We start from the raw sequence: 24,940 nt of genomic DNA, 5'->3' as shown, positions 1-24,940 counted from the left end.
TTAATATTAAAAATCATGCAAACAATTGCTAAGATTTTAACTCTAATTTATCGCAAATAGTTTTGAAGCTCCTTGTTTATTAAACCATTTGAAGCAATAACGTCGTTTTCGCGCCTCCAATGGATCGAGTCACCATTCCATTGTCGAACATGGCCTTGAGCCTCTTTAACAACAACAGCACCAGCGGAAACGCCTGGAATATCCCACTCGTGAAGATGCGGCTCAAAATAAGCGTCGTAAGTGCCATCAGCAACCTTGCATAAGTCAAGAGAAGCAGGGCCAATGCGCTTAATATCTGCTGGACATTCTTCCTCAAGCGAAGAAACAACATCCAATGCTCTTTTAGATTCGCCTGGAATATAAGACATTCCGTAGCAAACAACAGAACCGTGCAATGTTGATGTTGTAGAAGGAGTGATTTTCTCTCGCTTTTCTCCATTAGGAGTTTTACGAATACGAATAGCACCCTGGCCTTTAGCTGCTAAATAAGTAAGACCAAGAGCTGGAGCATGAACAACTCCAAGAACAGGCCTTGCGGAGCCTTGATCATTGAACTCAAAAAGCGAAACAGTTAGAGTCCACTCTGCCATATCTCGATTAAAGTTAATAGCACCGTCAATATTACCAACGCACCAAAAACGATCACCAATATTGCAATTTTCTGGACGATTACGCCAAAATCCCTGGAATGTGTTTATGTACGTAAGACGATTTTCAATAAAGCGTACGAGCTTATCTCCAAAACCAGAATCTGCTTGATTCGGATCCCCCAAAACCATCATGCTTGCCATATCTCGAGGATTTAATTGGTCTTGATACGCGTGCTTGCCAACATCTTCCAATATTCTAGCAACTTCAAGAGCAACATCGCGTAAATTCATACTTGCCATACTTTACTCACCTCTTTAATTCCCCACATTTTGATTATTTATCTATTCCAAAAATCTGCAACTATCCATAAATCTGCAACTATTTTACTCAACTAATCAAATTAAACCAAACTTCCACACGCAATATTCAAATAAAATCAATAAACTTTCACATTTAATAGTTTTATAGAAAAGATTCACATGCAAAAACGCGTAGCGAAACAAAATCCTAAATTTCTTAAACCAGCCTTAGAATTAATTAATAAACCTAACATCTCTCTTAAAAGATTATAACATGACTTATAACATGACTAAAGTATCAGACTTAAAAACACAAGACTTAATTAATACTCATTCAAATACGCCTTCAAACACTCCTTCACTAAAAAAACCAGGACTTCTTGTTTTAGATGTAGACGCCACTCTTATTGAAGAAGAAGTTATAGATTTATTAGGAGACATTGCTGGAGTTGGCTGCGATTTGGCAGACATAACATCTAAAGCAATGCAAGGAAAAATGGACTTTAATACGTCGCTAAAGCTAAGAGTTTCTATGCTTAAGGGACTTGACTATTCTTGCGTTAAACAAGTTGCTCAAAATATTCATGTAACAAATGGAGCTAAAAAGCTAATTAGCACATTGCACTCTTTTGGATGGAAAGTTGGAGCTGTTAGTGGCGGATTCAAGCAAGTTTTAGACGATTTTTTACCAAAACTAAACATAGACTTTTGGGTTGCAAACAATCTAGAAGTCGTAGATTCTAAACTAAGTGGAAAGGTTATTGATCCAATAGTAAATCGTCAATATAAAGCAAAAGCATTGACTAATTGGGCGAGCAAGAACAATATTGATATTGCTCAAAGCGTTGCTATTGGAGACGGCGCTAACGATATAGACATGATTAAAACAGCAGGATTAGGCGTAGCATTTTGCGCAAAACAGTTATTAAAAAGTCAAGCTAAAGCAAGCATAGATACGCGAGACCTAAGCCTAGTTTTAGATTTACTAAGCTAACATTTAATCCAAATAGAATTAATCCAAGTAAGATTAATCCAAGTAAGATTAGCCCAAGTAAGATTAGCCCAAGTAAGATTAGCCCAAGTAAGATTAATCCAAGTAGTATTAGCTCAAGTAAGATTCACTACTTAAGTGCGCTCCTCTTGCCCAATCTGCAGCATTCATAGCTTTTTTACCTTGCGCTTTAACTTCTAAAAGCTCAATAGCTCCACTTGCACATCCAACCCAAACATTGTGCTTTTTTGCAAGAATCTGCCCAGGTTTAAGCTCGTTTAGATTATGCAATGCAATATCTTCATCTTTTGCTAATGCGCAAGAAAGAACGTGCAAAGTAATTGTTTGCAAATCACTAGAATCAACATGAAGATTGCACCAAGCTCCAGGATTTGGCGTGCAAGCACGAATCTGCCTATCGATTGCAAACGCTGGAATATCAAAACGAATATGAGCATCTTCAACAGTGATTTTTTGAGCGATTTGGCAAGGCGTAGAGTCTTGCTCAACAGGAATAATTTGACCAGATTCCATACCAACAAGAGCAGAGCAAAGAAGATTTGCACCATCATTGCTTAATCGAGTGAGCAAATCACCAGCTGTTTCATGAGCTCCAATCTCGGTAGTCATTTGTGCAAGAATCGGACCTTCATCCATTCCGCGCGTAATCTTAAAAACTGTTGCACCTGTAATATCATCTCCAGCCCATATTGCGCGCTGAACAGGAGCAGCACCTCGCCATTGCGGAAGAAGCGAAAAATGCAAGTTATACCATCCTAGAGGAAGAGCATCCAAAACAGATTGCTTAAGAATCTTTCCGTACGCAACAACGGCCGCAAGCCTTGCGCCAGTAGCTTTTAGAGCACTCACACACTCTTGCTCATTGCTAGGATTAACCTCTAAAACAGGAATTCCAAGCTCAATCGCAGCTTTTTTAACAGCACTAGGAACAAGCTTTCTACCTCTGCCAGTCGGAGCATCTGGACGAGTAAGAACAGCTCGCACATCAAAATGTTCTTTATCTTCAGCTAGCGCGCGCAAAGGAGCAACAGCAACATCTGGAGTTCCAGCAAATAAAATAGGCAATACCATAAGTCAACTCCTTAAAATACTAAGAATCCTTAAAATCCTAAATCCTAGCAAAATGCATCTTTTAGCTTGCTAAAGAATCCCTTTTTATTGCCCACTGGCTCTGCAATAGCATGTTGCTTTACTTCGCTAACTTTTTCATCGTGCAAGTTTGCAAACTTTTCAATCAAACTACGCTCTTCTTCGCTAAGCTTTGTTGGAATATTAACAAGAACGTGAACAATAAGATTTCCTCTATCTTTGCTTCCAAAAGCAGTAACACCCAAATCGTAAAGAGGAATCGTGTCTTCGTTTTGCGTTCCAGCAGGAATTTCAACACTCTTTTTGCCATCAAAAGTATCAATATCTACTTTGTGACCAAGCACAGCCCAGCTCATTGGAACGTCAATCCAGCAATGTAAATCGTTTAAGTCTCTAGTAAATTGCTCGTCTTTACGAATGCGAACGTCAACATACAAATCGCCAGCAGGACCGCCACATTCGCCTATTGCTCCTTGAGACGCAAGTCGCAAGCGAGAATTGTCTTTAATTCCAGCAGGAATCGTGATTCCAACTTCTCTAGAAGTGCGAACGCGACCATGACCGTGGCAATTTGGGCAAACATTTTTAATAATCGTTCCGTGACCTTCGCAAGCGCGGCAAGGTTCCGAAGACATCATTTGACCAAACATTGTACGAGTAACTCGCTGCACAAAACCAGCACCCTTACAATCTGGGCAAGTTATAGGGTCTGATTTATCTGCAGAGCCCTTTCCAGCACAATCTTGGCAAAGACCGAAAGTTGAAACATGAACCTTAGCGTTTCCACCAAAAACAACAGTTTTAAGATCAACCTTAACTTCCGTTAATGAATCTTCACCACGATTAACGCGCGGAATAGGAGATCCAGCATTAGCACCAAAAGACCCAGAGAAGAACTGGTTTAGAATATCTCCCATATCCATATTCATATTTGCGTACGCGCCAGCGCCAGCACCAGCTCCTGATGCCGATAGATTATTTGGATCTACGCCCATATCTACCATTTTGCGTTTTTCTGGATTAGACAAAACGTCGTATGCAGCGTTAACTTCCTTGAACTTGTCTTCAAACTCAGGTCCTGCAATATCTGGATGATACTTCCGACTTAACTTTCTATAAGCTTTGCGAATCTCATCGTCGCTAGCGTTAGAATCAACACCTAAAATCTTGTAATAGTCAGTCACTTAACTCCCCTTTTATGTTCTAAAATTATTTTTGCATAAGGCACAGCCAGCTAATATTTATGAATTTTCAGATATAAACGTATTAAGATATTTTGCTACAGCTTTAACAGCCGTCATTGTTGCAGCATAATCCATATGAGTAGGGCCGATTGAGCCAATAAACGCAGAATCGGAATCTGAATTGTAGCCGTAAGCGCTTGTTACAACAGAAGCATTTAGAAGACCAGGCGTGTGAGTTTCCGAACCTATTGCAACGCTAACGCCACTTGCGCAATCGTTTGCTTCTTCGCTTAGCGAAGTCATAAGTCGCATAATAACAGCTTGCTCTTCTAGAGCGTCAAAAAGAGACGCAAAATCGCCAATATTTTGCCTATGCGCCAGTTGAGAAGCTCCAGCCATGTACAAATCGTAAGAATGCTCGCCATTATGCATATCTTCTAACGCGTTAGCAAGTTGACTAATAACTTGCAAAGCAGACGCTAAATCCTGGCGATTCGCTAGAGAATAAACACGCTTAGAAGCATCTAAAAGAGAGGCTCCAACGCAGCTCTCATTAACCATATTAACTAAATGCAATAAGTCGTCTGGATTTATGTTAGAGGCTTGAATAATGTGTTGCGCAACTCCTCCAGCGTCTGTAATAACAACAACTAGAAGAGTTGAAGAAGATACTTGAACAATCTCAATTCTTTTTACTTTTGACTTCGACAATGCAGGAGACGCAACGAGTGCGACTTGACCAGTTATGCTTGCAAGAAGTCGCGCTGAGCGTTGTAGAGTGTCTTGTAAACTAACAGATCCACTTAAAAACGTGCGAATCCCTCGTCTTTGCGCATTAGAAAGCGGGATTAGCGCCGCCATTCCGTCAACGAAATATCTGTATCCTTTTTCTGTAGGGATTCTTCCAGCAGAAGTATGTGGTTGAATCAAGTAGCCTTCTTCTTCTAGAAGAGACATATCGTTGCGAATCGTTGCAGAACTAACGCCTAATTTGTGATTTTTAGCTAAAGATGCAGATCCAACAGGTTCATGCGAACGAATATAATCTTCAACAACCGCACGCAATATCATCATGCGTCGTGATTGCATTGATTCTCCTTTATTAAAACATCAAACTCATTAAATAGCGCTAATAATTTTTATAAATAGCACTAATCGTTTATTAATTCACTGCTAACTATTATATATGCCAAAACAATATGTGATAACAATATGTGATTAAGTATTATTAAGTATTTTTAATAAATCACTTTTACAGAATAACAACTAACTATAAATATAAACTTTTGTTAACTTTTGACACACTTTGTTAAAAATTCGTCTGATATAAAAGATAGGATTAAAGGGCAATGTGAGGGTAATGGCCAGCGTAAGCTGTGCGCAAAAACCCGAATTATTGGAAGGAAAGTAGATCACATGACCGATTTCAACTGGTCTGCATTAGACGAGCGCGCCGTAAAGATGGCGAAGGTTCTCTCGGCTGATGCTGTTGAGCGAGCAGGACACGGACATCCTGGCTCCCCTGTTTCATTGGCACCAATTGCGTACACCTTGTACCAGCACTTCATTAAGCACGATCCTGCCGACCCAAAGTGGGCTGGCCGCGATCGTTTTATTCTTTCTGGCGGTCACGCTTCGCTTACGCAATACGTGCAATTGTTCTTCTCTGGTTACGGCTTAACTCTTGACGATCTTAAGTATTTCCGTGGCGGTGCAGACACGCGTACTCCTGGTCACCCAGAATATGGCTTAACTCCAGGCATTGAAATGACTACTGGCCCACTTGGTCAGGGTCTTGCTTCTGCTGTTGGTTTCGCTTATGGCCAGCGCTTTGAGCGCGGTCTTCTTGACCCAGAAGCTCCAGCTGGCACTTCCCCATTCGATCACAAGGTTTGGGTTATTTGCGGTGAAGGCGACGTTGAGGAAGGCGTTTCTTCTGAAGCTGCTTCCTTGGCTGGAAACCAAAAGCTTGGCAATTTGACTGTAATCTTCGATGCAAACCACATTCAGATTGAAGGCGACACTAAGCTCACCTTCTCTGAAGATATTCTTGCTCGTTACCGTGCATACGGTTGGTACACCGACGAAGTTAGCTTCATTCAGCCAGACGGTTCCTACAAGGAAGACGTTCAGGCTTTGGCTGCTGCTATTGAAAAGGCTCAGGAAGTTACCGATAAGCCTCACTTCATTAAGGTTAATACTTTGATTGCTTGGCCAACCCCAGGTAAGACCGACAACGAAGCTTCCCACGGCTCTAAGCTTGGTGAAGAAGCTGTTAAGGGCTTGAAGGAACTTTGCGGTTTCGATCCAGAAGTTTCGTTCCCAATCGACGAAGAAGCTTTGGCTCATGCTCGCAAGGTTGCTGAGCGCGGTTTGGCTGCTCACAAGGCTTGGGATGAAGCTCTTGCAAAGTGGGCTTCTGCCAACCCAGATAAGGCTGCTCTTTACGATCGTCTTAAGGCTGGCAAGCTTCCAGAAGGCTTCGACAAGGCTATTGACGACTTGGTTGCTGGCTTCGAAGTCGGTTCTAAGGTTGCTACCCGTAAGGCTTCTGGCGCAGTTCTTAACGCAATTGCTGCTGTTATGCCAGAACTTTGGGGCGGTTCCGCTGATTTGGGTGGATCCAACAACACCAACATTAAGGGTGCTGACTCCTTCGGCCCATCCGAGGATGCAACTCGCACTTGGCCAAACGTTTCCGAGTACGGTCGTCAGCTTCACTTTGGTGTGCGTGAGTTTGCAATGGGTGCTATTACCAACGGTATTTTGCTTGGTTCTAACACTCGCCCATTCAACGGCACCTTCTTCCAGTTCTCTGACTACGAGCGCCCAGCAGTTCGCTTGGCTGCTTTGATGGAGATTCCAAACCTCTACGTTTGGACTCACGATTCCGTAGCTTTGGGTGAAGATGGTCCAACTCACCAGCCAATCGAACACTTGGCTGCTTTCCGTGCTATTCCTCAGCTTGAGGTTGTGCGCCCTGCAGATGAGTATGAGACTGCTGAAGCTTACCGCTACTTCTTCGAGAAGAAGAACAACTACCCAACCGCTATGATTTTGACTCGCCAAGGCGTTCCAACTCTCGCAGAAACTGCCAAGAAGGCTCGCGAAGGCGTAAAGCACGGCGCTTACGTTTTGGTTGATTGCGAAGGCACTCCAGACGTAATCATCATGGCTACTGGCTCCGAAGTTCAGTGGGCTGTTGCTGGTGCCAAGACTTTGGCAGCTGAAGGCATTAAGGCTCGCGTTCTTTCCATGCCATCTCTCGAATGGTTCGAAGAGCAAGACGAAGAGTACAAGGAAGCAATCCTTCCAAAGTCCGTTAAGGCTCGCGTTTCCATCGAAGCTGGCTTGGCATTGCCTTGGTACAAGTATCTTGGCGATTGCGGCAAGGCTGTTTCTATCGAACAGTACGGCTTGCAGGGTGACGGCGGTCAGAACATGATCGACTTGGGCATTACTGCTGAGCACGTAGTAGAAGCTGCTAAGGCTTCTATCGAAGAAGCACGCGCTTAAGATAGCAAGTAATCAAAATAAAACTTGATGTGTCAAAATAAAATTGATTCATCACAAAAACTCGAAGTGCTAATTTAGCAACTTCACTGGAAACAGCAAAGGCGTGTTGATGTTAAGCTACAGATGGTTTAGCATCAACCGCTGTTTCCTGTAAAACGCCAACACTACCAACGTGTTCCAATTGGTGGAGCACAGTGTTAAGGAGATAACATGACTGAAGCAACGCAGCGCACTAGCGATTCCGGCGTTTCTATTTGGTTGGACGATTTGTCCCGTACCCGCATTGAGTCTGGCTCTTTGCAGGATTTGATTGCTAACAAGAATGTTGTTGGTGTTACTACCAACCCATCTATCTTCCAGAAGGCTTTGAGCCAGGTTGGCCCATACGACGCACAGCTTAAGGAGCTCGGCAAGGTTGACGTTGAGACCGCTATTCGCGAGTTGACCACCACCGACGTTCGTAACGCAACTGATATCTTCCGCGAGATTGCAGAAAAGACCGACTTTGTTGACGGCCGCGTCTCCATCGAAGTTGACCCACGCTTGGCTCACGATACTGCTAACACTGAGAAGCAGGCTGAAGAGCTTTGGGCAAAGGTTGATCGTCCAAACGTTATGATCAAGATTCCTGCAACTTTGGAAGGTCTTCCAGCTATCACCGCTACCCTCGCTAAGGGTATCTCCGTGAACGTAACCTTGATCTTCTCCCTCGAGCGCTACGAGCAGGTTATCGACGCCTTCATCGAAGGTATTGCTCAAGCTGCTGCTAACGGCCACGACTTGAAGCACATTGGTTCCGTAGCTTCCTTCTTCGTCTCCCGCGTTGATAGCGCTGTTGACAAGCTCCTCGAAGCTAACGGTTCTGCTGAAGCTAAGGCTCTTGAAGGCAAGGCTGCTGTTGCTAACGCTCGCTTGGCTTACGAACTCTTCGAGAAGAAGTTCGCTGCCGACCCACGTTGGGCTGAGCTTGAGGCCAAGGGCGCTAAGAAGCAGCGTCCACTTTGGGCTTCCACTGGCACCAAGAACGCAGCTTACTCCGATTGCAAGTACGTTGACGAGTTGGTTGCTGAGCATGTTGTTAACACCATGCCAGAGAAGACTTTGAACGCTCTTGCTGATCACGGCAACGGTGCTGCTTCCATTAAGGGCACTTACGAAGAGAGCCACGCTGTTATGAACAAGCTTGCTGAGCTTGGCATTAACATTAAGGACGTTACCGACAAGCTTGAGGCCGACGGTGTTGCCGCCTTCATCAAGTCTTGGGATTCCGTGATTGCAGACGTACAGTCTGGCATCGATCGCGTAAACGCCTGATTTGATTAATCAGTAATAAATAAACATTAAGCCGCACATGAACGTGGATTAATTTCCGCACATGTGCGGTTTTTGTTGTTTTGCGTTTTTATCAATCGCAATAAAAAGCTACCCAGTGTTATTTTCTAAGCTAATTAATTGAGAAAGACAGACAGTGTAGTTCTGTCTCTTTTCACGTAGAATTTTTTAATCGGCAGAAATATATATGATGGATAGGTATGTGTTCCTGCCTATTTTTATGCAATTTTTCAAAACAATAAAAAGAACATTATTAGATTAATAAGGAGGATCTATGAAAAATACGAAAAAATGCCCAAAGTGTGGGGGAAGTGAAATTATATTTGTGCCTGGATCTGCTGGGGCTTATGGGACTGGAAATAATGTTATGACTGGCCATACAATTATGTCGGCAGTACCTGTTGATAGGTATATTTGCACTGCCTGTGGTTTTAGCGAGGAGTGGATTGACCTTGATAATATGGATAAATTAAAAAAGAAATATGATGAGATTTAAATGAGAGTTACTTTTATATGTGACTGGGATAGATGATTAATAAACCAAATGTGCCAATTTGCTTTGTAAAGCTTTATTTCAGCTGCCTTTCTCACAATTTTCATGTCTGTGGCATCCCAATAATAAATTTTAGCATGCGTTCCATCTTGATATTCTTTTAGAACTTTATTGAATTCCTGACATGCTCCACAGCCTGAACTACCAAAATAGAGCACTTCTCCAGTTTTAAGATTTGAGATATTATTCTCCTGTAATACTGAAAATGAGGGTCTTAAGCCACTCAAATGAATATATGCAATAAAACCAACGAATAACATTATGACAATAGCTGGAAGTATACGAGATACTACACTTTTCATAACTCAGTACTCTTTTTTCATAAATTGGAATAACGACAATAGGAAAAACATAACAATATACATTAGAGCAATAATGCAAGTTACAGGCGTAAAAGCGGTGAACGAGTCTGGTGATAAATAATAAAATATCTGAAAAGAATACACGGATGTTTGAGACAATATTATGTTTATCAAATTCGGCAATATCCATAATAATATAAAGGAAAGAATCATCGTAACACCAACTTTTTCAAAATATATCAACAGATTCATATTTATAGCAATATACAAAAGGAAAATTATCGGATATACGAGCAGTTGATGCATAACTATTCTCAGAGACGAGTAATTTAGTGACAAAAATACCAAATTTACGACTAGATAAATGCTTACATATTCACCATATATAAAACACAATAATTTAATCCTATTAGGAATATACTCTAGATAATGATGAATAATTTTCTTCTCTTGCCATTCACCAATTGATAATATCTGATATAGGCTTAAAAATAGTATAGTTATCGTTGAAAAGAATTTATATTGTGATAAAAATGCACCTCTTTTAGCTTGAAATACTATAAACACGCAACATGCCAAATACAAAACAAAAGACAATAAGAAAAGCTTCTGATGACTAAACTTAATAATTTCTGATTTTATATAGTACTTCATTATCATCTTCCTCCAACATAAAATCTTTAATATCATGCGTAATATCACTGTATTCCACGATTTGTACCCCATGCTCAATCAGCAATTTAAGAACCTTGGCAATATCCTCTCTAGGCAATTTAATTCTAAAAGTTGATTCTTTGTTATCTTTGCTACGACAAAAAACCTCATATCTGTTAGAAAGCAATTCACTAATATCCACACCATTTATAACAATCACATTATAAATTCTTAGATTATCATTAAAATTAACAATTTTTTGAATTTTCCCTTTTTTTAAATACCATACAATATCAGCAATTTCACCTAACTCATCTAATATATGACTTGAAATTACAAGGCTTTTACCTTGTGAGCGCAATGACAAGATAGTGTCTTTTAACTGCTTTATAGTAAGAACATCTAATCCATTGAAAGGTTCATCAAGAAGAATAATTTCACTATTTGAGAGCAATATTCTAGCAATATTTAATTTTTGCTTCATACCTAGCGACAATTGTTTAAACTTTTTATTTTTTGCTTCGTCGAGACTCACCTGATGCAATAATTTATCACAATTAAAGTCTTTTCTCCCCATCAAAGCAGCAAACACTCTAAGATTATCCTGTACAGAAAATTCGTCATAAAAAGATGGATTCTCAATAGCAAATGAAAGTGAACCGTCCAATTCAATATTGCCTTGATAATCAACTATCAAATTTGCAATGCACTTCATTAACGTGGTTTTTCCTGAACCATTATTGCCTACTAACGCAATAATTTGCCCAGCACTGCTTTCCAAAGAAATGTCATCTAAAACGACTTTTCCCCCATATGATTTTTTCAAATGAGATATCTTCATAAGATTACCTCTTAACAAATGAAACTAAAAATTTCCGATCTCCTTTTACAGAAATCTTACTATCTTCACCAATAAAAATTTTAGGACTCTCTTCGTAGATAACAGCATTTTTAACATTTCCTGGCTGTTTCTGAGCACGCACAAAAAGAGCATCATCAAGCTTGTACAGCTTTCCAGCAAAGCGTATCTCTCCTTTGCCTCTCTTTGCATAAATAGCATACACTCCTGGCTTTAACGATAAGTTATCGTTATTTTTATAATCTCCTGAAACTAGTGTTGGCAAATCATCACGAATTATACCAAAACGAACATTATTTGTCTTATACCCTACATACAGCAGACTGATAAGACCGAGGACTACTATGGTAGCTGCAAATATCCATTTTTTGCTTTTCATTTCTTAATCACATCCAAATCTATTATTTCATCAGCAATTTTATCGAACATTGCATCATGAGTAACAATAAAAATCATATGCAACATTCTTACCAATAGAAGGATAGTTTAAAAATTGATTTTGCTGATAACAACTTATTCTACTCTGAATCATTTCTATTGGATAACCATACAAATCCCTATCAGAGTCATAATAATGCACACTTCCACCAGACACTGATACTACGCCCATAATAACATACATTAAAGTCGATTTGCCTATTCCATTCTTCCCTTTAACCAAAATCAAGCTATGACTACGAAATTGCTTTGATATTCCAGAAAGGACTGAGACTGAAGTGTCTTGACTGTACGAAACTGAAACATTTTCTAAAGATATTCCAGTAATAGTAAAATCTGCTGAATTGTTTCTATCAATAGCAGGTGGTTTACGATAATGGGAATCAAGCGAAGAATATCTATCCAAATCTAAAAATTTTTGTATAGCGGGCTTGCCAAGACTATAAACCATAATAATCATCTCCTCTCTTTCAAGTAAAAACCTCCTATAGAGCTAAATACGCAACATCATAGACGAATGTTACATCCTCAACTCTTACCATAGTTATAAATCATTTATGATGTCTTGTAAATACACTGTAACGAAAATGTTATAAAACATATATACCAGATATTTCCACCAACTTTCATCCTGGCATTCATGTAATTATCGCGAATTATGTATGATTTTGAAGATAAAATTCACATGAAAATATGCAGACTATCCTCTATTACGATTGCTCATTTTTCTCAATTATCGGGTTATAGACCAAAAAATAAGGTACGACCACACCTTATATGTGAAATCTTACCTTATTTTTGTTTTATGACTTCAATTTCCCACTTCACACCCTGGGTGCAAAGTGTGTGCACTTTTTAACGTTAACATCCTGTGCACTCGACCCCAGAGCGTTGATATCTTCCCTCATACAACAAAATCGCACTCAAAAACCGCGAGAAGTAAGCTTAAAGCCGCTTCGCATTAAACCTTTTAACGATAGCCCTCGCTAACCCCTGCTACACAAGGACTAAAATGCACCCACCTAATCAGCCTTTGACATCAATACGACACTCTAGACGTATCAAAACTACCCTGATGATAACCATGCATCAAGAAAAGAGCCTTAACGTTCGTTGCAGGAAAGAAGCTGACAAGGGTAATGTCGTATGATGATAAAAGTCTAAGGCACTACAAACTGGGATTTGGATCTTACTTAAAATTGTATTATTTTATTAGCGATATCTTCTACAAATCGCTTATCGTGTTCCACAAATATGAGTGTAGGCTTTGCTTCTTTTATAATTTCCTCAATCTGTATTCTTGATATTACATCTATATAATTCAGTGGTTCGTCCCAAACAAATATATGAGCTGGTTTTGAGAAACTTACAGCAATTAAAACTTTCTTTTTTTGTCCATCACTATAATTCTTCATATCCATTTCAAATAATTCTCTTGAAAAATCTAATTTTCTTAGAATTGTTTTACACAATGTTTCATCAACATCTTGCTTGTGAATATATTCATTTAGGCTACCTGTTAAATTAGATGTGTCTTGAGGAATATACGAGATTTTTAAATTACCTGCTAATTTTATCTCACCTGTATACTCGTGATTTATACCTAATAAAATTTTAATCAAGGTTGATTTTCCGCTACCATTACCCCCATATATAGCCACTATGTCGCCTTGCTTTATCTCGAAACTTACATTATTTAGGATCTGTCTCTCTCCATAGCATGATGATAAATTGCTAACCGATATTAGAGGATTTTTATGATGATGTAGCGGATGCAGTAATAGGCTTTCCTTTATTTCGATATCTTTTAGTAAACTCTGTTTTTCTTCTATTGCCTTGTTTTGTCTATTCTCCAAATTCTTAGATTTTTTCATCATCTTGGCTGATTGATGACCTATATGTCCTTTGTCTGGTTTTACACCTGATACTTTTACACCATTTTTAGTATTTTCAATTTTATCAGACCAAATTTGACTTTGTCTTGCAGACTCTTTTAATCGTTTAATATCTTTTCTTAATCTCTCATTTTGACTAATTTCAAATTGGTCTTTCATCACTTTGTTTTCATACCATGATGTAAAATTTCCCGATTGGACATCAATAGAATTCCTGTTAATAGAAATAACATGATTGATACAACCATCTAAAAAATCTCTATCATGAGATATAAGCAAAAATCCTTTTTTACTTTTCAGATATTCACTTACAATTTTTCTTCCGTCCATATCTAAATGGTTTGTTGGTTCATCAATAAGTAAAAAGCCATCTTCTCTTGTAAACAAAATAGCTAAAAGGATTTTTGTTTGTTCCCCTTTAGAAAGCGTTTCAAACTCTCTGTAAACAAGGTTCTCATCTACATTTAGCAAACTGAGTTCTCTAAATAACTTCCATTCTTCATCATCTGATATTAGTTCTTTATATAACTCAATTCCTAATTTTGAAGTATCGCTTATATTTGGTGGAAATTTAATAAATTCAACATCCTTGCTTATTTTACCTTGATAAGTTTCTTGATTTAAAAGTAACTTAAATAGAGTTGATTTACCGATTCCATTTCTTCCTATCAATCCCGTTTTCCAGTTTGTATCAAAGGAAAACGATACATTTTTAAATATGGGTTTTACATATCCATAATATGAGAAAGTGAGGTTTTCAATTTTAATTACTGACATAAAACGCCTCCCTAAATTATCATTTACCGCCCGGGTGCAAAGTGGGTGCACCTTTTAACGATAGGAAAAGCTATCGTTAAAAGGTTTGCCATTTATTAACAAATCCCAAATGCTTCAAATCCACTAACGGATATTTATCAATTATCTTTGATAACTTACTAGAAAATTCCTTGTAATGTTCGTTTTCAGCTAATACTTTAAGATTAAGAATACTAGCAAAAATAGTATTATTCAATACACCTTTCTTTAAATACTCTTTATATAATTTTGGTGTCTTGGTTAATTTTGAACCATATAATCTACCGTAGTGAGCACAAATATTTCTAACATAAGCTAAATTTTCAATCCATGACTCTAAATAAACGTAATCAACGCCAAATGTTGTTGCAATTGCTTTTTTATCATCATTCTTCATATTCTTATACATTTTAGAAAGAGTACCAAAACTTGCTACTTCAATAGCAGCATATAAAAGAATCTCCCCTCCATCATAATTATCCTTAAAATTACGTATAAAAGGCGATTTCCTATTCCTATTAATTTCTCTTTCTAACTCATCTAAAGTATTCTTCTGATAATTATTTTTCGCATAGTTATTAAGATTCTTATAACCAAAATTCCCATATTTTAATGAAAAGTAATTAGTGATTACAGCCCTTAAATAAACTTCTATATGTTCTATCAACGAAAATAAAATATGACGAAACTCCATATCAAATAGATATAACTCGACTATATTCTCAAAAGTAGTACCTTCTATGTATATACCATCTTCTTTTAGAGTTATACTATATGCTTTAATGAGGCGATAGTAAGAAACCCTATTAAGTACATCTTTAGCATAACTTGTATCTTTTATCTCTAATCCCAAAGACACTAAATTTTCTATTTGCTTATCAATGCTTATAGAAGGTTGATAGGATTTCTTCATATTTCTCTCATCAAAAATCAAAAGACCCGACTTGGTCCGCATTGTTAAGAGGCGCGTCGGGTACTGTTATCTACATATGCTACACCAATGAGAGTATTTTATTAAATCTTTCAAACTAACACAAATTTTTCTTTCTAACAAGATTATTTAGTCTTACACTCAACTTCATGAACATAAACAAATATAGAACGAAAACACAAACTATCACAGAGTACTAAATATTTTGCCCTTTATGACTTGATGACATGTATTTCACACACCGCGCTTCCCAATCATCCTCACGAACGCAAGCAAACGCATCCGCCACAGCCTGCAAACCTAAACTTTCAACATACTTACAAGCAATACTAAAAGTATTATCAATGCTAATCTCTTCATTTACTAGCAAACTATACTTCTCATAAACAGAAGGAACAGCAGAGCCAATATCATCAAATAAAAAAGGATTCATATCACTTAAAAATGAAGTCAATTCTTCACTTTTATTTTCTTTCCAATAATGATTTAACGCGTAATAAATCATAGAAAACAATTCAAACTTATTCACAACTATTCCTCCCACGGATCATTATTTAATCCTGTCCTATCATGCCCTAATTAGTTTTTCACTATGCTACTTCAATCTTCATATTCAACAAATTGAGTTTTCAAAAAATATAGTTAATGAATGCCTTAATTATAATTCCCAAAAAAGCGCGTCATTTGTTCGTCAATGCGCCTAATCCCCGTCCTACAAATAACACCTAAACCAACATACTGTATAAAACACAAAATTTGTAAGTAATAAGAAGATGACTTTTACCTACTTACAACAGTATTAAATATGTATATGATTGCAACATCTATGTTCATATCAGATTTAAGCGTTTTCTTCTATCATTTTGAGTGATGTGCCATCTTCTGTTTTCCAATCAACTTTACCATTGGTAGTCATACCTAAAACAAATGAAGCTGCATATGAAGGACTCTTAAACAGATAATTCCTAGTCAACACACCATCTTTTATCTCATTATTTTGCTTACAACGCTCTCTAAGTTCTTTGATTACATCTGGTATAGATCCAGAATCCGTCTCTTCTATCTGACTACCAGCCAAAACAACAAAACCTTCATTAGTTCTTTTGCAATACGCTTCAATATTTCTTTGAGACCTCTTGATTTTCCTAGAAAGACCTAAGATTAATTCATCATCATGCTCTTCAACTACAGATTCCGGTGTTTTCACTAACGGCACAAAAATCCTATATCCTAATACGCCAAGCATTATCTTAAACTGCTCAACGTAAATCTCTAATTCAGCTTCCTTTTCTTCAGTTACATTACCAGGATTAGGATCATTTCCATTTTGAACCTTATAACGATTTGTATCGATTGCTAAATTAGTAAACTTATTTTCAAGATAGCTTATTTCAGTTGGACCCCAAGAATTACCGCTAGTTGTAAACATAACAGCTTCATTAAAATAAAAGTCATCTTTCAAATGTTCAGCGACTCTGAACAAAACACCTTCGCCATTCTTCCTAATACCAGCCTGTCCAATATAAACCGCATCTTCATCAAAATTGTTCTTACCGAATAAAAAAATAAACACCACTCTGTTTTAACTGTTCCCTATCTTTGCATTTATCTAAATAAATTCTAGGAATTTTATATGCTAAACCACTCCAGCCAGGCATCGTGCATTTAATCCTGCCCGTAACATCGCCATCCATCAAAAATATATTTAAATTCTTGCTGCTATTCATAATCTATCTCACCATCTACAGATTTATGCTTATTATACTTAAAGAGTAGGGATTTTAACAACAGCTAAATCACATCTAGAATCTCGAGAACCCAGCTTAAAGCCGCTTCGCATTAAACCTTTTAACGATAGCCCTCGCTAAGCCTTGTTACACAAGGGCAAAAATGCACCCACCTATTAAGCCCTTGATGCTATTAATCTATGATAATTTCACCCCTGTAACTAACCAATTAAAATTTCACCCCCCGTGTAACAAACAATTGCCGGGAAGGATTATAAACAAATTAGTTAGTTAGATTAAAATACAAGGATGGAAAGATTATTTATGTCTCAAAAAGAATTAACTCGTTTGCATGTCCTTAAATCCTGCCTGCCGACCTTGTTCATAATATCCTTACCATAAGAGCTCTTGACCTTTACTTTGAGCACACAAGTAATTATCTATTTATGGTTTTCTTTTAAGAAAGCATCAATAGTTTTTCTTGATTCACTTCTTGCTTTATCATTGCTTTCAGTTGTTCCACCTGTTGCAATTCTAATTTTTCCTAGATTTAAAACACCATTGCCTGCAAATATATGTCCTGCTCCTTTATAAGAATAAATCTTTGCCTTAGGGTTTTGTTCTTTTATTTTTTTGGCCATGGCAAAGCTATCCCACATCAAATCATCTTCGCCAGCCATCATTAATATATTTGCCTTAACATTTTTGACTGGTATTAGTTTTTCTTGGCTTGAGGAGTCTTGTTCTATTGCGCTTTTATAAGATTCTTTATAACTAATAGGACTTTTAATTATAGTTGGAACAATAATATTTTTTAGAAATGAGTTAAATGATGATTGTTTTATATCTATATATGGAAGTTGTTCTCCTTTATATGTCCATGATGAACCATAATCTTTAAAATCTAGACCAGCAAAATTATAAGATGAAGGCGATATTAAAATCAGATTATCTATTTCAGGATATTTGCTAGCTAAATTAAGTGCATATTCTGCCCCTTTTGACGCTCCCAAAACACTTATCGGTTTATTGTCTTTTATATTTTTATTTATATAATTAATAACGTCTTCAAATTGTTCTAAGGGAATTTTTGTCAAAGTCTGTGCTTGGTTTTTCATGCCGAACATAAATAGTGCAAAGGTTTCATAGCCTTCTTTTGCTAATATCTTAGCATTTTCAAAATTTGGACTTCCTTCAGAACCTCCAAAACAAATTACAAGACCCTTATGTGATTTTTCTTTAGGTATAAATCTAAATCCTTGCATTCTACCCTCATCTACATAAGTTACATCAACTCCATTAATATCTGTAGGGTATAGACTTATATTAGTAACATCCTTATAATATTCAGGAAAATTTAGAGCATTGATATCTTTATACTTATGGTCGTTATATATCCTAAGACTAAAAACTAAAACTACTAAAATAATAATAACTGAAAAGATTCCAAAAAATATTTTCTTCATTTTCTTCATTTTATTAGCTTCCTTTAAAACAGTATGCAGAGTCTAATAGTATATAAAAAAATCTGTTTGTAGTTATTATATGCTCTTTAGAATATCAGGTACACTTATCTACATTAACACTTTAATAATCGACATTAAAACATCCACCACAATAGAATTGCCGGCCTGTTTTGACGTATCCTTCTTCATCTTTTTCAAATACAAAATGCTTATAAAACTGCTTAAATGCAGGATTTCTAAATTTACATCTTTTGTATCAATGCTATAGCTTCAACGTGGATTGAGAGAACTCCAAGTATAACTACACGTTTTTGAGTGCACACTATGGATATTGTGTGCACTTTTTAACGATAGGAAAAGCTATCGTTAAAAGGTTTGAGAATCTATTTTCTACAAAACAATTTTTTATTCTGGTAGAAAATTAAAGCACCTTTTTGTAATGATCCCCAAAAGTTAGATTTTTGGTCCAACTTTTGGGAACACTACATTGGTTAATTAGGTGTTTTTAATCAATAATTCGATTATAAAACTTACTTGCAATAATATTCGATTGCCTTGTTGACAAATACTGATGTCCCTTCGCCTGCCAACGCATCTATATTTTTCGTAAAATCATCACCAGAAGCATACATCTTGCCAAGTCCGAATAAAATCTCATTCGAGCACTTATAGAAATTAGCTGTAATAAAGTCCTGCAGTTTCTTTACCAAAGCCTGAACTTCAACTGAATCGCTGGGTTGTGATTTTACCTTGCCAAATTCTGCAAAAATCAGCATGAGTTGTTGATGGAGCATTTTTGTTTCCTCGCTGTTTCTCCTTTTTTCTTTAGCTTCAAATTCCCTGAATTCCGGTGTATCTCCCCAATACTCTTTTGCCTGTTTGGCATACTCATCAATTTTGCTTGTGTCAAATGCTGTAAAGTTCATATAGTTACCTCCTAATGCTTTTAATCCCTTTGCAAAAAGAATTAAATTTTCCAAATGCTCTTTTTTCAGGATTAATAATTTGATTTGTTGTTCCAGCGCTAAATCTTTGTCGAAATGCTCACTGGTTATTATTTCTTTAATTTCTTTGAGCGGAAATTCCAAAGCTTTAAACAGCAAAATGGATTGTAGTACCTTTAGATCCTCATCACCATACAACCTATATCCTGACTCCGAATAAGCGGACGGTTTTAACAAACCGATTTTGTCGTAATACTGAAGAGTACGAATACTAATTCCTGCTATCTTGCTGACTTCATTCACTGTTTTCACTATCTCACCTCCTTCCTTATCACTAGAATAAAGTATTACGCAACGTCATAGTCAAGTATTTTAGTCAAGTATTTTTGCTAGCGTTGTCGTCTAATGCTCAACCTAAGACTGTTGTATTTATACAGCTTCAATCGACAAACCATGAGTTCCGATTGACACCTGTCACATCTTTTCTGAGTTAATAGTTATGACGTAGATTTGAAATACTTAGGATTTATTTATCCTAAAATATATGCTATAATTCTCCTAAAAATGGAGGTTATTGATATGAATGTAAATACAGACACGCTTGTTTCTATTTCCGAAGCAAATCAAAACTTTTCTAGAGTTGCGCGACTTGTTGACACATACGGATCAGCTGTTATTTTGAAAAACAACGCTCCTCGCTACGTAATTTTAGAATTCCCAAAAGCCAAAACTGAAAAAGTTACTGTTCCAACAGACGATGAAGTTATGGCTTTATCCGACATGTTCATCAAAAAGAACAAAAAAGTCTATGAGGAACTTGCCAAATGAAGAACTGATAGATATTATTCTCAAAGTTGCATCAGGCGAAGCAAATGAAAATGACCTTTACACTTGGATTAAAAATCACCAAGCCTAATGCTCAACATTCCGAAGCGTTTTTAGAATATGCCAAACTCTATTTCGTGCGATTGGTCAAAGTAGCGGACATAAAACACCACAACAGTATTACTTCACTACAGCTTTCCCATTCAAACAATGCACAGCACAATGAGCACATCCATCTGTTTTACACCCAAGATTATTACAACTAAGATTGACCTTATTCTTATCAGAAACCTCGCTAATACCATTCTCACAATCTACTTCAAGACATGCACCCTTGGTAATTTCTCCCTCTAAAACACTCGTACCATTTAACGTATCCACCATGCAAGAAGCAACAGCCTTAACATTATTCGCCACAAAATCGGCTCCGAAAGTCACTTATTTCTTTCCGAGCATCCACGCTTTGAGCACCACTTCTATTACTCCGTAAGTCAATGCGGCCAACGGCCAAACAATCCAACTTTTTCCCCAATCGGACGTGATGAAACTGTAGGCTAAATAAATGCAGACAACTATAAGCCAGTAAGCTTGGAGGAATAACCTAATCTTTGCAGGATAGACAATCTTTTTCTTCGGCTGCAGCAAACGGTAATAGGACGAGCGGACAATATTCGCCTGTACGAATAAATAAACAGCTGCTGCCACCAGAGCAATAGCGATAACTACAAAAAAGCCGGATGAAAGTTGATAAAATTCCGGCACTATATCCGAAATTATAAGAAAAATAAAGGCAACCATACATAAAACGACACCGCTGACCGTACGCAGCACATACGACGGCATGAATCGTTCCAAGCGTTCTTTGAGCACACTGTCAACGCCGTAAGCCGTTTCAAAGTCCTCTTTTTCCAAATATTGATAACGCTTTCCGTGGAAACTCTGAATAATAAAAATAGCTACAGCTACGGTAATAATCGCAACACTGAATGCTAAGCCCATAGTTTTACCTACTTGCGCATTTACTGTGTGAGAAAGCAAAAGATCACTGCCGACCAACGGGATTGCCGCCAGAATACAAAGAAGAACACCTAGAGCAACATATGCGGCAAATGATATTCTATGAGCAATATAAGCGGAGGCTTCTTCCAGCTCAATTACCCGCATGCGAACGCCGGCTTCTTCCTGGCAGGCATTTTCATCTGCGTTGACGTTCTTCCCCATAACATCAATTTCATCTTTTACCAGAAGATCTGTACTAACACCAAACAAACGGCTCAATGCAATTATCCGTTCCATATCTGGGATACTTTGTGCGCCTTCCCATTTGGAAACAGCTTGGCGACTGACGCCCAATTTGTCCGCCAATTCTTCCTGCGACCAACCGTTTTGTTTACGCAGTTCCAATATTTTATCTGCTAAAATCATAAAAACATCTCCATTTCAAACTAGAATTCATCATGATCATGGTGAAATTATAGCTAAAACAGCAGTTGCGTAGTAGCAAGTTCAGTTGGCAATTGCCGTTAAAAGCGCAATTTCTGCCGACAAATGAGCGCAACCGACCGCCAATTCAAATGCAAAGTTTGCCTGATGGCATCTACTGCCCGCCGGAAAGCAGAGACAGAGCGACTTGCGGTAGATAACGATACAATGTTCCTTCATCGCACATAGCCTTTACGGGAATAAGGAAGGAATTTTCCGCCCAATCGACCAATACGCCGCAGGAGTCGGTCAGCGTACTAGACACGCAAACACCTCTTGAAACAGTCACGATTTGCAAAGGAGCGCTACTGATTCTGTATGGATTGAGAGAACTCCAAGTATAGCTACACTTTTTTGAGTGCACACTATTGATAGTGGGTGCACCTTTTAACGATAGAAGCGAGCTATCGTTAAAAAGTTTAAGATTGGCTTAATAACACGTTTACATTACAATTGTTCCAATTGCTTAGCCTGATCTCTTCTCACGTAAATAACCGCGAGTATTTGAACTTCTTTTCTACTCTCATCAACACAAAAGTAAACGTAATAATTTTTTACGCGTATTCTTCTAAAACCAAGCTTACCCCACGGCTGCTAATCAACGTTCAAGCTCTTCAAAAACATCATCTATCGAATAACTATCACTTTGAACCGCCTGATCATAACCTTTAGCCATCAACGCGTTAAACGTTTTCTCATCCATATCATCTTGTGCCGGAAGCGACTTCGGAATAGTAAGCGAAAACGGAATACCCTTATTAAGAATGATTTGACGATAAAACATATCAATAGCAGTAGCCCTAGAAATTCCAATAGTTTCCAAAATCTGCTCCGCCTGCTGCTTAATATTTTCTTGTATTCTCACATTCACATTAGCTGTTTTAGTAGCTGCCATATCAATCAACCTCCATACACACACCATAAAATACTGTGTCGCATATTGCAACACAATTTACATGAATAGGATTCCTCGACTGATATAAACACTTTCAACATTCACACTAAGCATTTAGTGCAAAATACTACTATTTCTTCTTATAACCTACAGCAACATTACCTGTTTTATTAAGTCCTGGTACTTTAAGAACACAAGAGCTTGACTTACAAGAGCTTGGCTTGTCTTTTAAATCAAATTTTCCAACTAAAAATAAAGCTTTAAGCCCTGGACCAGGTAAATTAAACGATGAGTCAACTAACTTAATACGCTCACCGCCAAGAGTGACTTTAGACAAATCATAATGAGAATCAAGAATATCTCGTGACGCAAAGAGATACAACTCATTCTTATTCATATAGTTTTCTGGTATACGAAACTCTTCCCGAGACACCGCCACTGTTTCCCAATGATACGACGCAAGCTCCGCCTTCTCCTCATCGTCAGCACATGCAGAAAGAGAAAAGAGAGTGCCTAGCAGCAGAAGCATAACAAGACAACTTTGAAAAATGGTTTTACAAAAAATAGTTTTACTTCTCATAACACTACTAGCCTCCTTTTCGTTAACACGACTCTGTATCAAATGATTATAAAACAGATTATTAAGCAAACAAGATCTACCATTCACTCTGATTACTGTAATAATCTTAATAAATATATTACTTTTTCGTACTAATTTGTCTAGATTATCGACGCTAATCTCTTCATTTACTAGCAAACTATAATTTTTATAAACAGCAAGATTCGCAGAGCCAGAGGAACCAACATAATCGTGAGCGTTTAATGCTTCCAACAATATTCCCTCATAAACGAAGCAATCACCTGCGAATCTTCACCTTCATAATACTCAACAAGCAACTTCTTAAACTCAGGAACCCTAGTTTCTGGAATAACCAACAAGCCTTTACCGTGAGAAATCAAATAACGATTCGCAAAAATCACAGAAGCCCTCTTATTCCCATCTAAAAATATCTGCGACTTCATACAATAAACGCATAATTCAATCGCAATATCAATAGGCTCTTTCCTTCCAACTTTACCTTCAACATTCTCACTATCTTCCTCACTTTCAACAATATTCCTTATTTTTTCTTTAACATCTATTTCATTAGGAATAGGCGGAATATAAGTAGATCCACCAATCGCAACAGGAACACCCCTTATACGACCGCCGTCTAAGAAAAAGCCCTCATTAACAAGCTTCGCTATATGACTGAGCATGTAATAATCAGACCTGCTTAATACAACATCCTCGTCTAAAATGAACTCCCAAGCATGCTTCAAATTCAAGATTTTTTGAACGTCACTCGCAGAAACACCAAACACTTTCCCGTTATCTATAATCTCTTCAGTTTGAGGAAAAGTAGTAGCAACACCTTCCAAAACCGCCTGATCGTAAATATTCGCCTTTAAGTTAGCCCTTGCAAAAGCAATATTGTTCACCAAATCAGCAGATAACTCACTATTAGAATATCCGGCATTCGCGAGCTGCCTTACTACAGCGCGAAGTTCCTTACGCAATTGCCTAGATTCACTTGCATTGCGAAGAAGAAGATTATACAAATCGTCCGAATACACACCAACATATGTAGACGTCAACTTTCCCGAAACACGCTTTCTGGTGTATAAATATTTACCATCTCCACGATTTTTGATTTCAGGAGTACCATCATACGCAAGCAAACTCAAGCGAGCATTAATATCAGCCTTTTTTCTAAGCAATTCTTGCACATCATCATATTTTGCAGCCATCTTCACACTCCTTTTTCACATAAATTGGGGAACATTTACTTAAATAAAATACCATTTTGTTCCCCAATAATCAATAATGTAGGGAACTTTTTTACAATTTTTACACCGTTTTGTTCCCCAAAACATAAACAACTAGAACACACAACCAGTAGGCTGAAAGGTAGCAAAATCACATCTAGAATCTCGAAAAGTAAGCTTAAAGCCACCGCACGCTAAACTTTTTAACATTTAGTCATTACAACCACATTTTTAACCAAAGCCAATCGTCGGAACGAAAACCCGCCAATCATCGGAATAAAAGTTCGATAGCGCGCTAACTATTGTAATCTTGATAACATTATGATACTTTCTTGATAAAAG

At 37.6% G+C, this 24,940-nt stretch carries 25 protein-coding genes and 1 pseudogene; 5 read left to right on the top strand and 21 right to left on the bottom strand.

Going from position 1 to position 24,940, the window contains the following annotated elements; genetic code table 11:
* Positions 1 to 47: 47 nt before the first annotated feature.
* Complete coding sequence (locus NYP55_RS00130; RefSeq protein ID WP_016635339.1) at positions 48 to 890, bottom strand: inositol monophosphatase family protein; 843 nt, start codon at positions 888 to 890, stop codon at positions 48 to 50.
* A 286-nt stretch (positions 891 to 1,176) separates the two neighbouring features.
* Here NYP55_RS00130 and serB point away from each other — a divergent pair, with 286 nt between their 5' ends.
* Complete coding sequence (serB, locus tag NYP55_RS00125) at positions 1,177 to 1,884, top strand: phosphoserine phosphatase SerB (protein ID WP_115761951.1); 708 nt, start codon at positions 1,177 to 1,179, stop codon at positions 1,882 to 1,884.
* Here the strand turns inward: serB and NYP55_RS00120 are convergent.
* From NYP55_RS00120 to hrcA, 4 genes are read right to left on the bottom strand one after another with little or no spacing between them, the layout of a single operon-like run.
* Entirely contained in the window at positions 1,881 to 1,982 is a 102-nt protein-coding gene (locus NYP55_RS00120) for a pentapeptide repeat-containing protein (RefSeq protein ID WP_472781509.1), read from the bottom strand. The genes serB and NYP55_RS00120 overlap by 4 nt on opposite strands.
* A gap of 10 nt (positions 1,983 to 1,992) precedes the next feature.
* The gene (fmt, locus tag NYP55_RS00115) at positions 1,993 to 2,973 is read right to left on the bottom strand and encodes a methionyl-tRNA formyltransferase (protein ID WP_020758961.1); all 981 of its coding nucleotides are present in this window, start codon (positions 2,971 to 2,973) and stop codon (positions 1,993 to 1,995) included.
* 44 nt (positions 2,974 to 3,017) lie between these two features.
* A complete protein-coding gene (locus tag NYP55_RS00110; protein ID WP_020758960.1) occupies positions 3,018 to 4,175 on the bottom strand; it encodes a DnaJ C-terminal domain-containing protein in 1,158 nt (385 codons plus the stop codon).
* Positions 4,176 to 4,232: 57 nt separating this feature from the next.
* Entirely contained in the window at positions 4,233 to 5,249 is a 1,017-nt protein-coding gene (gene hrcA, locus NYP55_RS00105; RefSeq protein ID WP_004133102.1) for a heat-inducible transcriptional repressor HrcA, read from the bottom strand.
* A gap of 342 nt (positions 5,250 to 5,591) precedes the next feature.
* Here hrcA and tkt point away from each other — a divergent pair, with 342 nt between their 5' ends.
* From tkt to NYP55_RS00090, 3 genes are all read left to right on the top strand, one after another.
* The gene (gene tkt, locus NYP55_RS00100; protein WP_472781389.1) at positions 5,592 to 7,691 is read left to right on the top strand and encodes a transketolase; all 2,100 of its coding nucleotides are present in this window, start codon (positions 5,592 to 5,594) and stop codon (positions 7,689 to 7,691) included.
* A gap of 210 nt (positions 7,692 to 7,901) precedes the next feature.
* Positions 7,902 to 9,005: a transaldolase gene (gene tal, locus NYP55_RS00095; protein ID WP_016798447.1), complete on the top strand. Its 1,104-nt coding sequence runs from the start codon at positions 7,902 to 7,904 to the stop codon at positions 9,003 to 9,005.
* Positions 9,006 to 9,297: 292 nt separating this feature from the next.
* Positions 9,298 to 9,519: a hypothetical protein gene (locus NYP55_RS00090; RefSeq protein WP_004111696.1), complete on the top strand. Its 222-nt coding sequence runs from the start codon at positions 9,298 to 9,300 to the stop codon at positions 9,517 to 9,519.
* On the opposite strand, the gene NYP55_RS00085 is transcribed toward NYP55_RS00090, so the two are convergent.
* The 11 genes from NYP55_RS00085 to NYP55_RS00035 form a co-directional block, all read right to left on the bottom strand.
* Complete coding sequence (locus tag NYP55_RS00085) at positions 9,516 to 9,878, bottom strand: thioredoxin family protein (protein ID WP_472781388.1); 363 nt, start codon at positions 9,876 to 9,878, stop codon at positions 9,516 to 9,518. The two genes, NYP55_RS00090 and NYP55_RS00085, sit on opposite strands and share 4 nt — an antisense overlap.
* Positions 9,879 to 9,881: 3 nt before the next feature.
* Positions 9,882 to 10,532 (bottom strand): hypothetical protein, encoded by a 651-nt coding sequence (locus NYP55_RS00080; protein WP_472781387.1) that lies wholly within the window; start codon positions 10,530 to 10,532, stop codon positions 9,882 to 9,884.
* Positions 10,501 to 11,373 carry an ABC transporter ATP-binding protein gene (locus NYP55_RS00075; protein ID WP_128831744.1) on the bottom strand — a complete coding sequence of 291 codons (873 nt, stop codon included), beginning with the start codon at positions 11,371 to 11,373 and terminating at the stop codon, positions 10,501 to 10,503. The genes NYP55_RS00080 and NYP55_RS00075 overlap by 32 nt, the downstream gene beginning before the upstream one ends.
* A 4-nt stretch (positions 11,374 to 11,377) precedes the next feature.
* Positions 11,378 to 11,770 (bottom strand): hypothetical protein, encoded by a 393-nt coding sequence (locus tag NYP55_RS00070; protein ID WP_472781386.1) that lies wholly within the window; start codon positions 11,768 to 11,770, stop codon positions 11,378 to 11,380.
* Between the two features lie 54 nt (positions 11,771 to 11,824).
* A complete protein-coding gene (locus tag NYP55_RS00065; RefSeq protein WP_230478866.1) occupies positions 11,825 to 12,280 on the bottom strand; it encodes an ATP-binding cassette domain-containing protein in 456 nt (151 codons plus the stop codon).
* A 742-nt stretch (positions 12,281 to 13,022) separates the two neighbouring features.
* Complete coding sequence (locus NYP55_RS00060) at positions 13,023 to 14,501, bottom strand: Lsa family ABC-F type ribosomal protection protein (RefSeq protein WP_116438304.1); 1,479 nt, start codon at positions 14,499 to 14,501, stop codon at positions 13,023 to 13,025.
* A 76-nt stretch (positions 14,502 to 14,577) separates the two neighbouring features.
* Positions 14,578 to 15,432 carry an Abi family protein gene (locus tag NYP55_RS00055; RefSeq protein WP_174191363.1) on the bottom strand — a complete coding sequence of 285 codons (855 nt, stop codon included), beginning with the start codon at positions 15,430 to 15,432 and terminating at the stop codon, positions 14,578 to 14,580.
* A 214-nt stretch (positions 15,433 to 15,646) separates the two neighbouring features.
* A complete protein-coding gene (locus NYP55_RS00050; protein WP_472781385.1) occupies positions 15,647 to 15,994 on the bottom strand; it encodes a hypothetical protein in 348 nt (115 codons plus the stop codon).
* 297 nt (positions 15,995 to 16,291) lie between these two features.
* Positions 16,292 to 17,026: a GIY-YIG nuclease family protein gene (locus NYP55_RS00045; RefSeq protein WP_472781384.1), complete on the bottom strand. Its 735-nt coding sequence runs from the start codon at positions 17,024 to 17,026 to the stop codon at positions 16,292 to 16,294.
* Between the two features lie 591 nt (positions 17,027 to 17,617).
* Complete coding sequence (locus NYP55_RS00040; protein WP_285060872.1) at positions 17,618 to 18,652, bottom strand: alpha/beta fold hydrolase; 1,035 nt, start codon at positions 18,650 to 18,652, stop codon at positions 17,618 to 17,620.
* A 521-nt stretch (positions 18,653 to 19,173) separates the two neighbouring features.
* Positions 19,174 to 19,899 carry a MerR family transcriptional regulator gene (locus NYP55_RS00035; protein ID WP_353938465.1) on the bottom strand — a complete coding sequence of 242 codons (726 nt, stop codon included), beginning with the start codon at positions 19,897 to 19,899 and terminating at the stop codon, positions 19,174 to 19,176.
* 267 nt (positions 19,900 to 20,166) lie between these two features.
* Here NYP55_RS00035 and NYP55_RS00030 point away from each other — a divergent pair, with 267 nt between their 5' ends.
* Positions 20,167 to 20,415 (top strand): prevent-host-death protein, encoded by a 249-nt coding sequence (locus NYP55_RS00030; protein ID WP_032839476.1) that lies wholly within the window; start codon positions 20,167 to 20,169, stop codon positions 20,413 to 20,415.
* Positions 20,416 to 20,592: 177 nt separating this feature from the next.
* On the opposite strand, the pseudogene NYP55_RS00025 reads toward NYP55_RS00030, so the two are convergent.
* From NYP55_RS00025 to NYP55_RS00005, 5 genes and pseudogenes are all read right to left on the bottom strand, one after another.
* Positions 20,593 to 20,826: pseudogene (locus tag NYP55_RS00025) on the bottom strand (hypothetical protein); the annotation flags it as partial.
* Between the two features lie 24 nt (positions 20,827 to 20,850).
* Complete coding sequence (locus tag NYP55_RS00020; protein ID WP_472781383.1) at positions 20,851 to 21,837, bottom strand: helix-turn-helix domain-containing protein; 987 nt, start codon at positions 21,835 to 21,837, stop codon at positions 20,851 to 20,853.
* Between the two features lie 655 nt (positions 21,838 to 22,492).
* Positions 22,493 to 22,789 (bottom strand): type II toxin-antitoxin system RelB/DinJ family antitoxin, encoded by a 297-nt coding sequence (locus NYP55_RS00015; RefSeq protein ID WP_165845255.1) that lies wholly within the window; start codon positions 22,787 to 22,789, stop codon positions 22,493 to 22,495.
* A 130-nt stretch (positions 22,790 to 22,919) separates the two neighbouring features.
* On the bottom strand, positions 22,920 to 23,369 hold the full coding sequence (locus NYP55_RS00010) for a hypothetical protein (RefSeq protein WP_472781508.1): 450 nt from the start codon (positions 23,367 to 23,369) through the stop codon (positions 22,920 to 22,922).
* A 239-nt stretch (positions 23,370 to 23,608) separates the two neighbouring features.
* Positions 23,609 to 24,580, bottom strand: coding sequence for a DUF6788 family protein (locus NYP55_RS00005; protein ID WP_472781382.1), 972 nt, complete (start codon positions 24,578 to 24,580; stop codon positions 23,609 to 23,611).
* Positions 24,581 to 24,940 lie beyond the last annotated feature (360 nt).

The sequence above is a fragment of the Gardnerella sp. c10Ua_31 genome, from assembly GCF_055700915.1.
Note: the sequence above shows the minus strand (reverse complement) of the source record. Positions and strands in the feature narration are given on the sequence as shown.

Excerpts from the sequence above, each read along its gene's own strand:
- NYP55_RS00060 (WP_116438304.1), bottom strand. The coding sequence starts at position 14,501 with ATGTCAGTAATTAAAATTGAAAACCTCACTTTCTCATATTATGGATAT.
- NYP55_RS00020 (WP_472781383.1), bottom strand. The coding sequence starts at position 21,837 with ATGATTTTAGCAGATAAAATATTGGAACTGCGTAAACAAAACGGTTGG.
- NYP55_RS00015 (WP_165845255.1), bottom strand. The coding sequence starts at position 22,789 with ATGGCAGCTACTAAAACAGCTAATGTGAATGTGAGAATACAAGAAAAT.
- serB (WP_115761951.1), top strand. The coding sequence starts at position 1,177 with ATGACTAAAGTATCAGACTTAAAAACACAAGACTTAATTAATACTCAT.
- NYP55_RS00085 (WP_472781388.1), bottom strand. The coding sequence starts at position 9,878 with ATGAAAAGTGTAGTATCTCGTATACTTCCAGCTATTGTCATAATGTTA.
- NYP55_RS00030 (WP_032839476.1), top strand. The coding sequence starts at position 20,167 with ATGAATGTAAATACAGACACGCTTGTTTCTATTTCCGAAGCAAATCAA.
- tkt (WP_472781389.1), top strand. The coding sequence starts at position 5,592 with ATGACCGATTTCAACTGGTCTGCATTAGACGAGCGCGCCGTAAAGATG.
- NYP55_RS00090 (WP_004111696.1), top strand. The coding sequence starts at position 9,298 with ATGAAAAATACGAAAAAATGCCCAAAGTGTGGGGGAAGTGAAATTATA.
- NYP55_RS00040 (WP_285060872.1), bottom strand. The coding sequence starts at position 18,652 with ATGAAGAAAATGAAGAAAATATTTTTTGGAATCTTTTCAGTTATTATT.
- NYP55_RS00080 (WP_472781387.1), bottom strand. The coding sequence starts at position 10,532 with ATGAAGTACTATATAAAATCAGAAATTATTAAGTTTAGTCATCAGAAG.
- NYP55_RS00055 (WP_174191363.1), bottom strand. The coding sequence starts at position 15,432 with ATGAAGAAATCCTATCAACCTTCTATAAGCATTGATAAGCAAATAGAA.
- tal (WP_016798447.1), top strand. The coding sequence starts at position 7,902 with ATGACTGAAGCAACGCAGCGCACTAGCGATTCCGGCGTTTCTATTTGG.
- NYP55_RS00010 (WP_472781508.1), bottom strand. The coding sequence starts at position 23,369 with ATGAGAAGTAAAACTATTTTTTGTAAAACCATTTTTCAAAGTTGTCTT.
- fmt (WP_020758961.1), bottom strand. The coding sequence starts at position 2,973 with ATGGTATTGCCTATTTTATTTGCTGGAACTCCAGATGTTGCTGTTGCT.
- NYP55_RS00005 (WP_472781382.1), bottom strand. The coding sequence starts at position 24,580 with ATGGCTGCAAAATATGATGATGTGCAAGAATTGCTTAGAAAAAAGGCT.
- NYP55_RS00070 (WP_472781386.1), bottom strand. The coding sequence starts at position 11,770 with ATGAAAAGCAAAAAATGGATATTTGCAGCTACCATAGTAGTCCTCGGT.
- NYP55_RS00065 (WP_230478866.1), bottom strand. The coding sequence starts at position 12,280 with ATGGTTTATAGTCTTGGCAAGCCCGCTATACAAAAATTTTTAGATTTG.
- NYP55_RS00130 (WP_016635339.1), bottom strand. The coding sequence starts at position 890 with ATGGCAAGTATGAATTTACGCGATGTTGCTCTTGAAGTTGCTAGAATA.
- NYP55_RS00075 (WP_128831744.1), bottom strand. The coding sequence starts at position 11,373 with ATGAAGATATCTCATTTGAAAAAATCATATGGGGGAAAAGTCGTTTTA.
- hrcA (WP_004133102.1), bottom strand. The coding sequence starts at position 5,249 with ATGATGATATTGCGTGCGGTTGTTGAAGATTATATTCGTTCGCATGAA.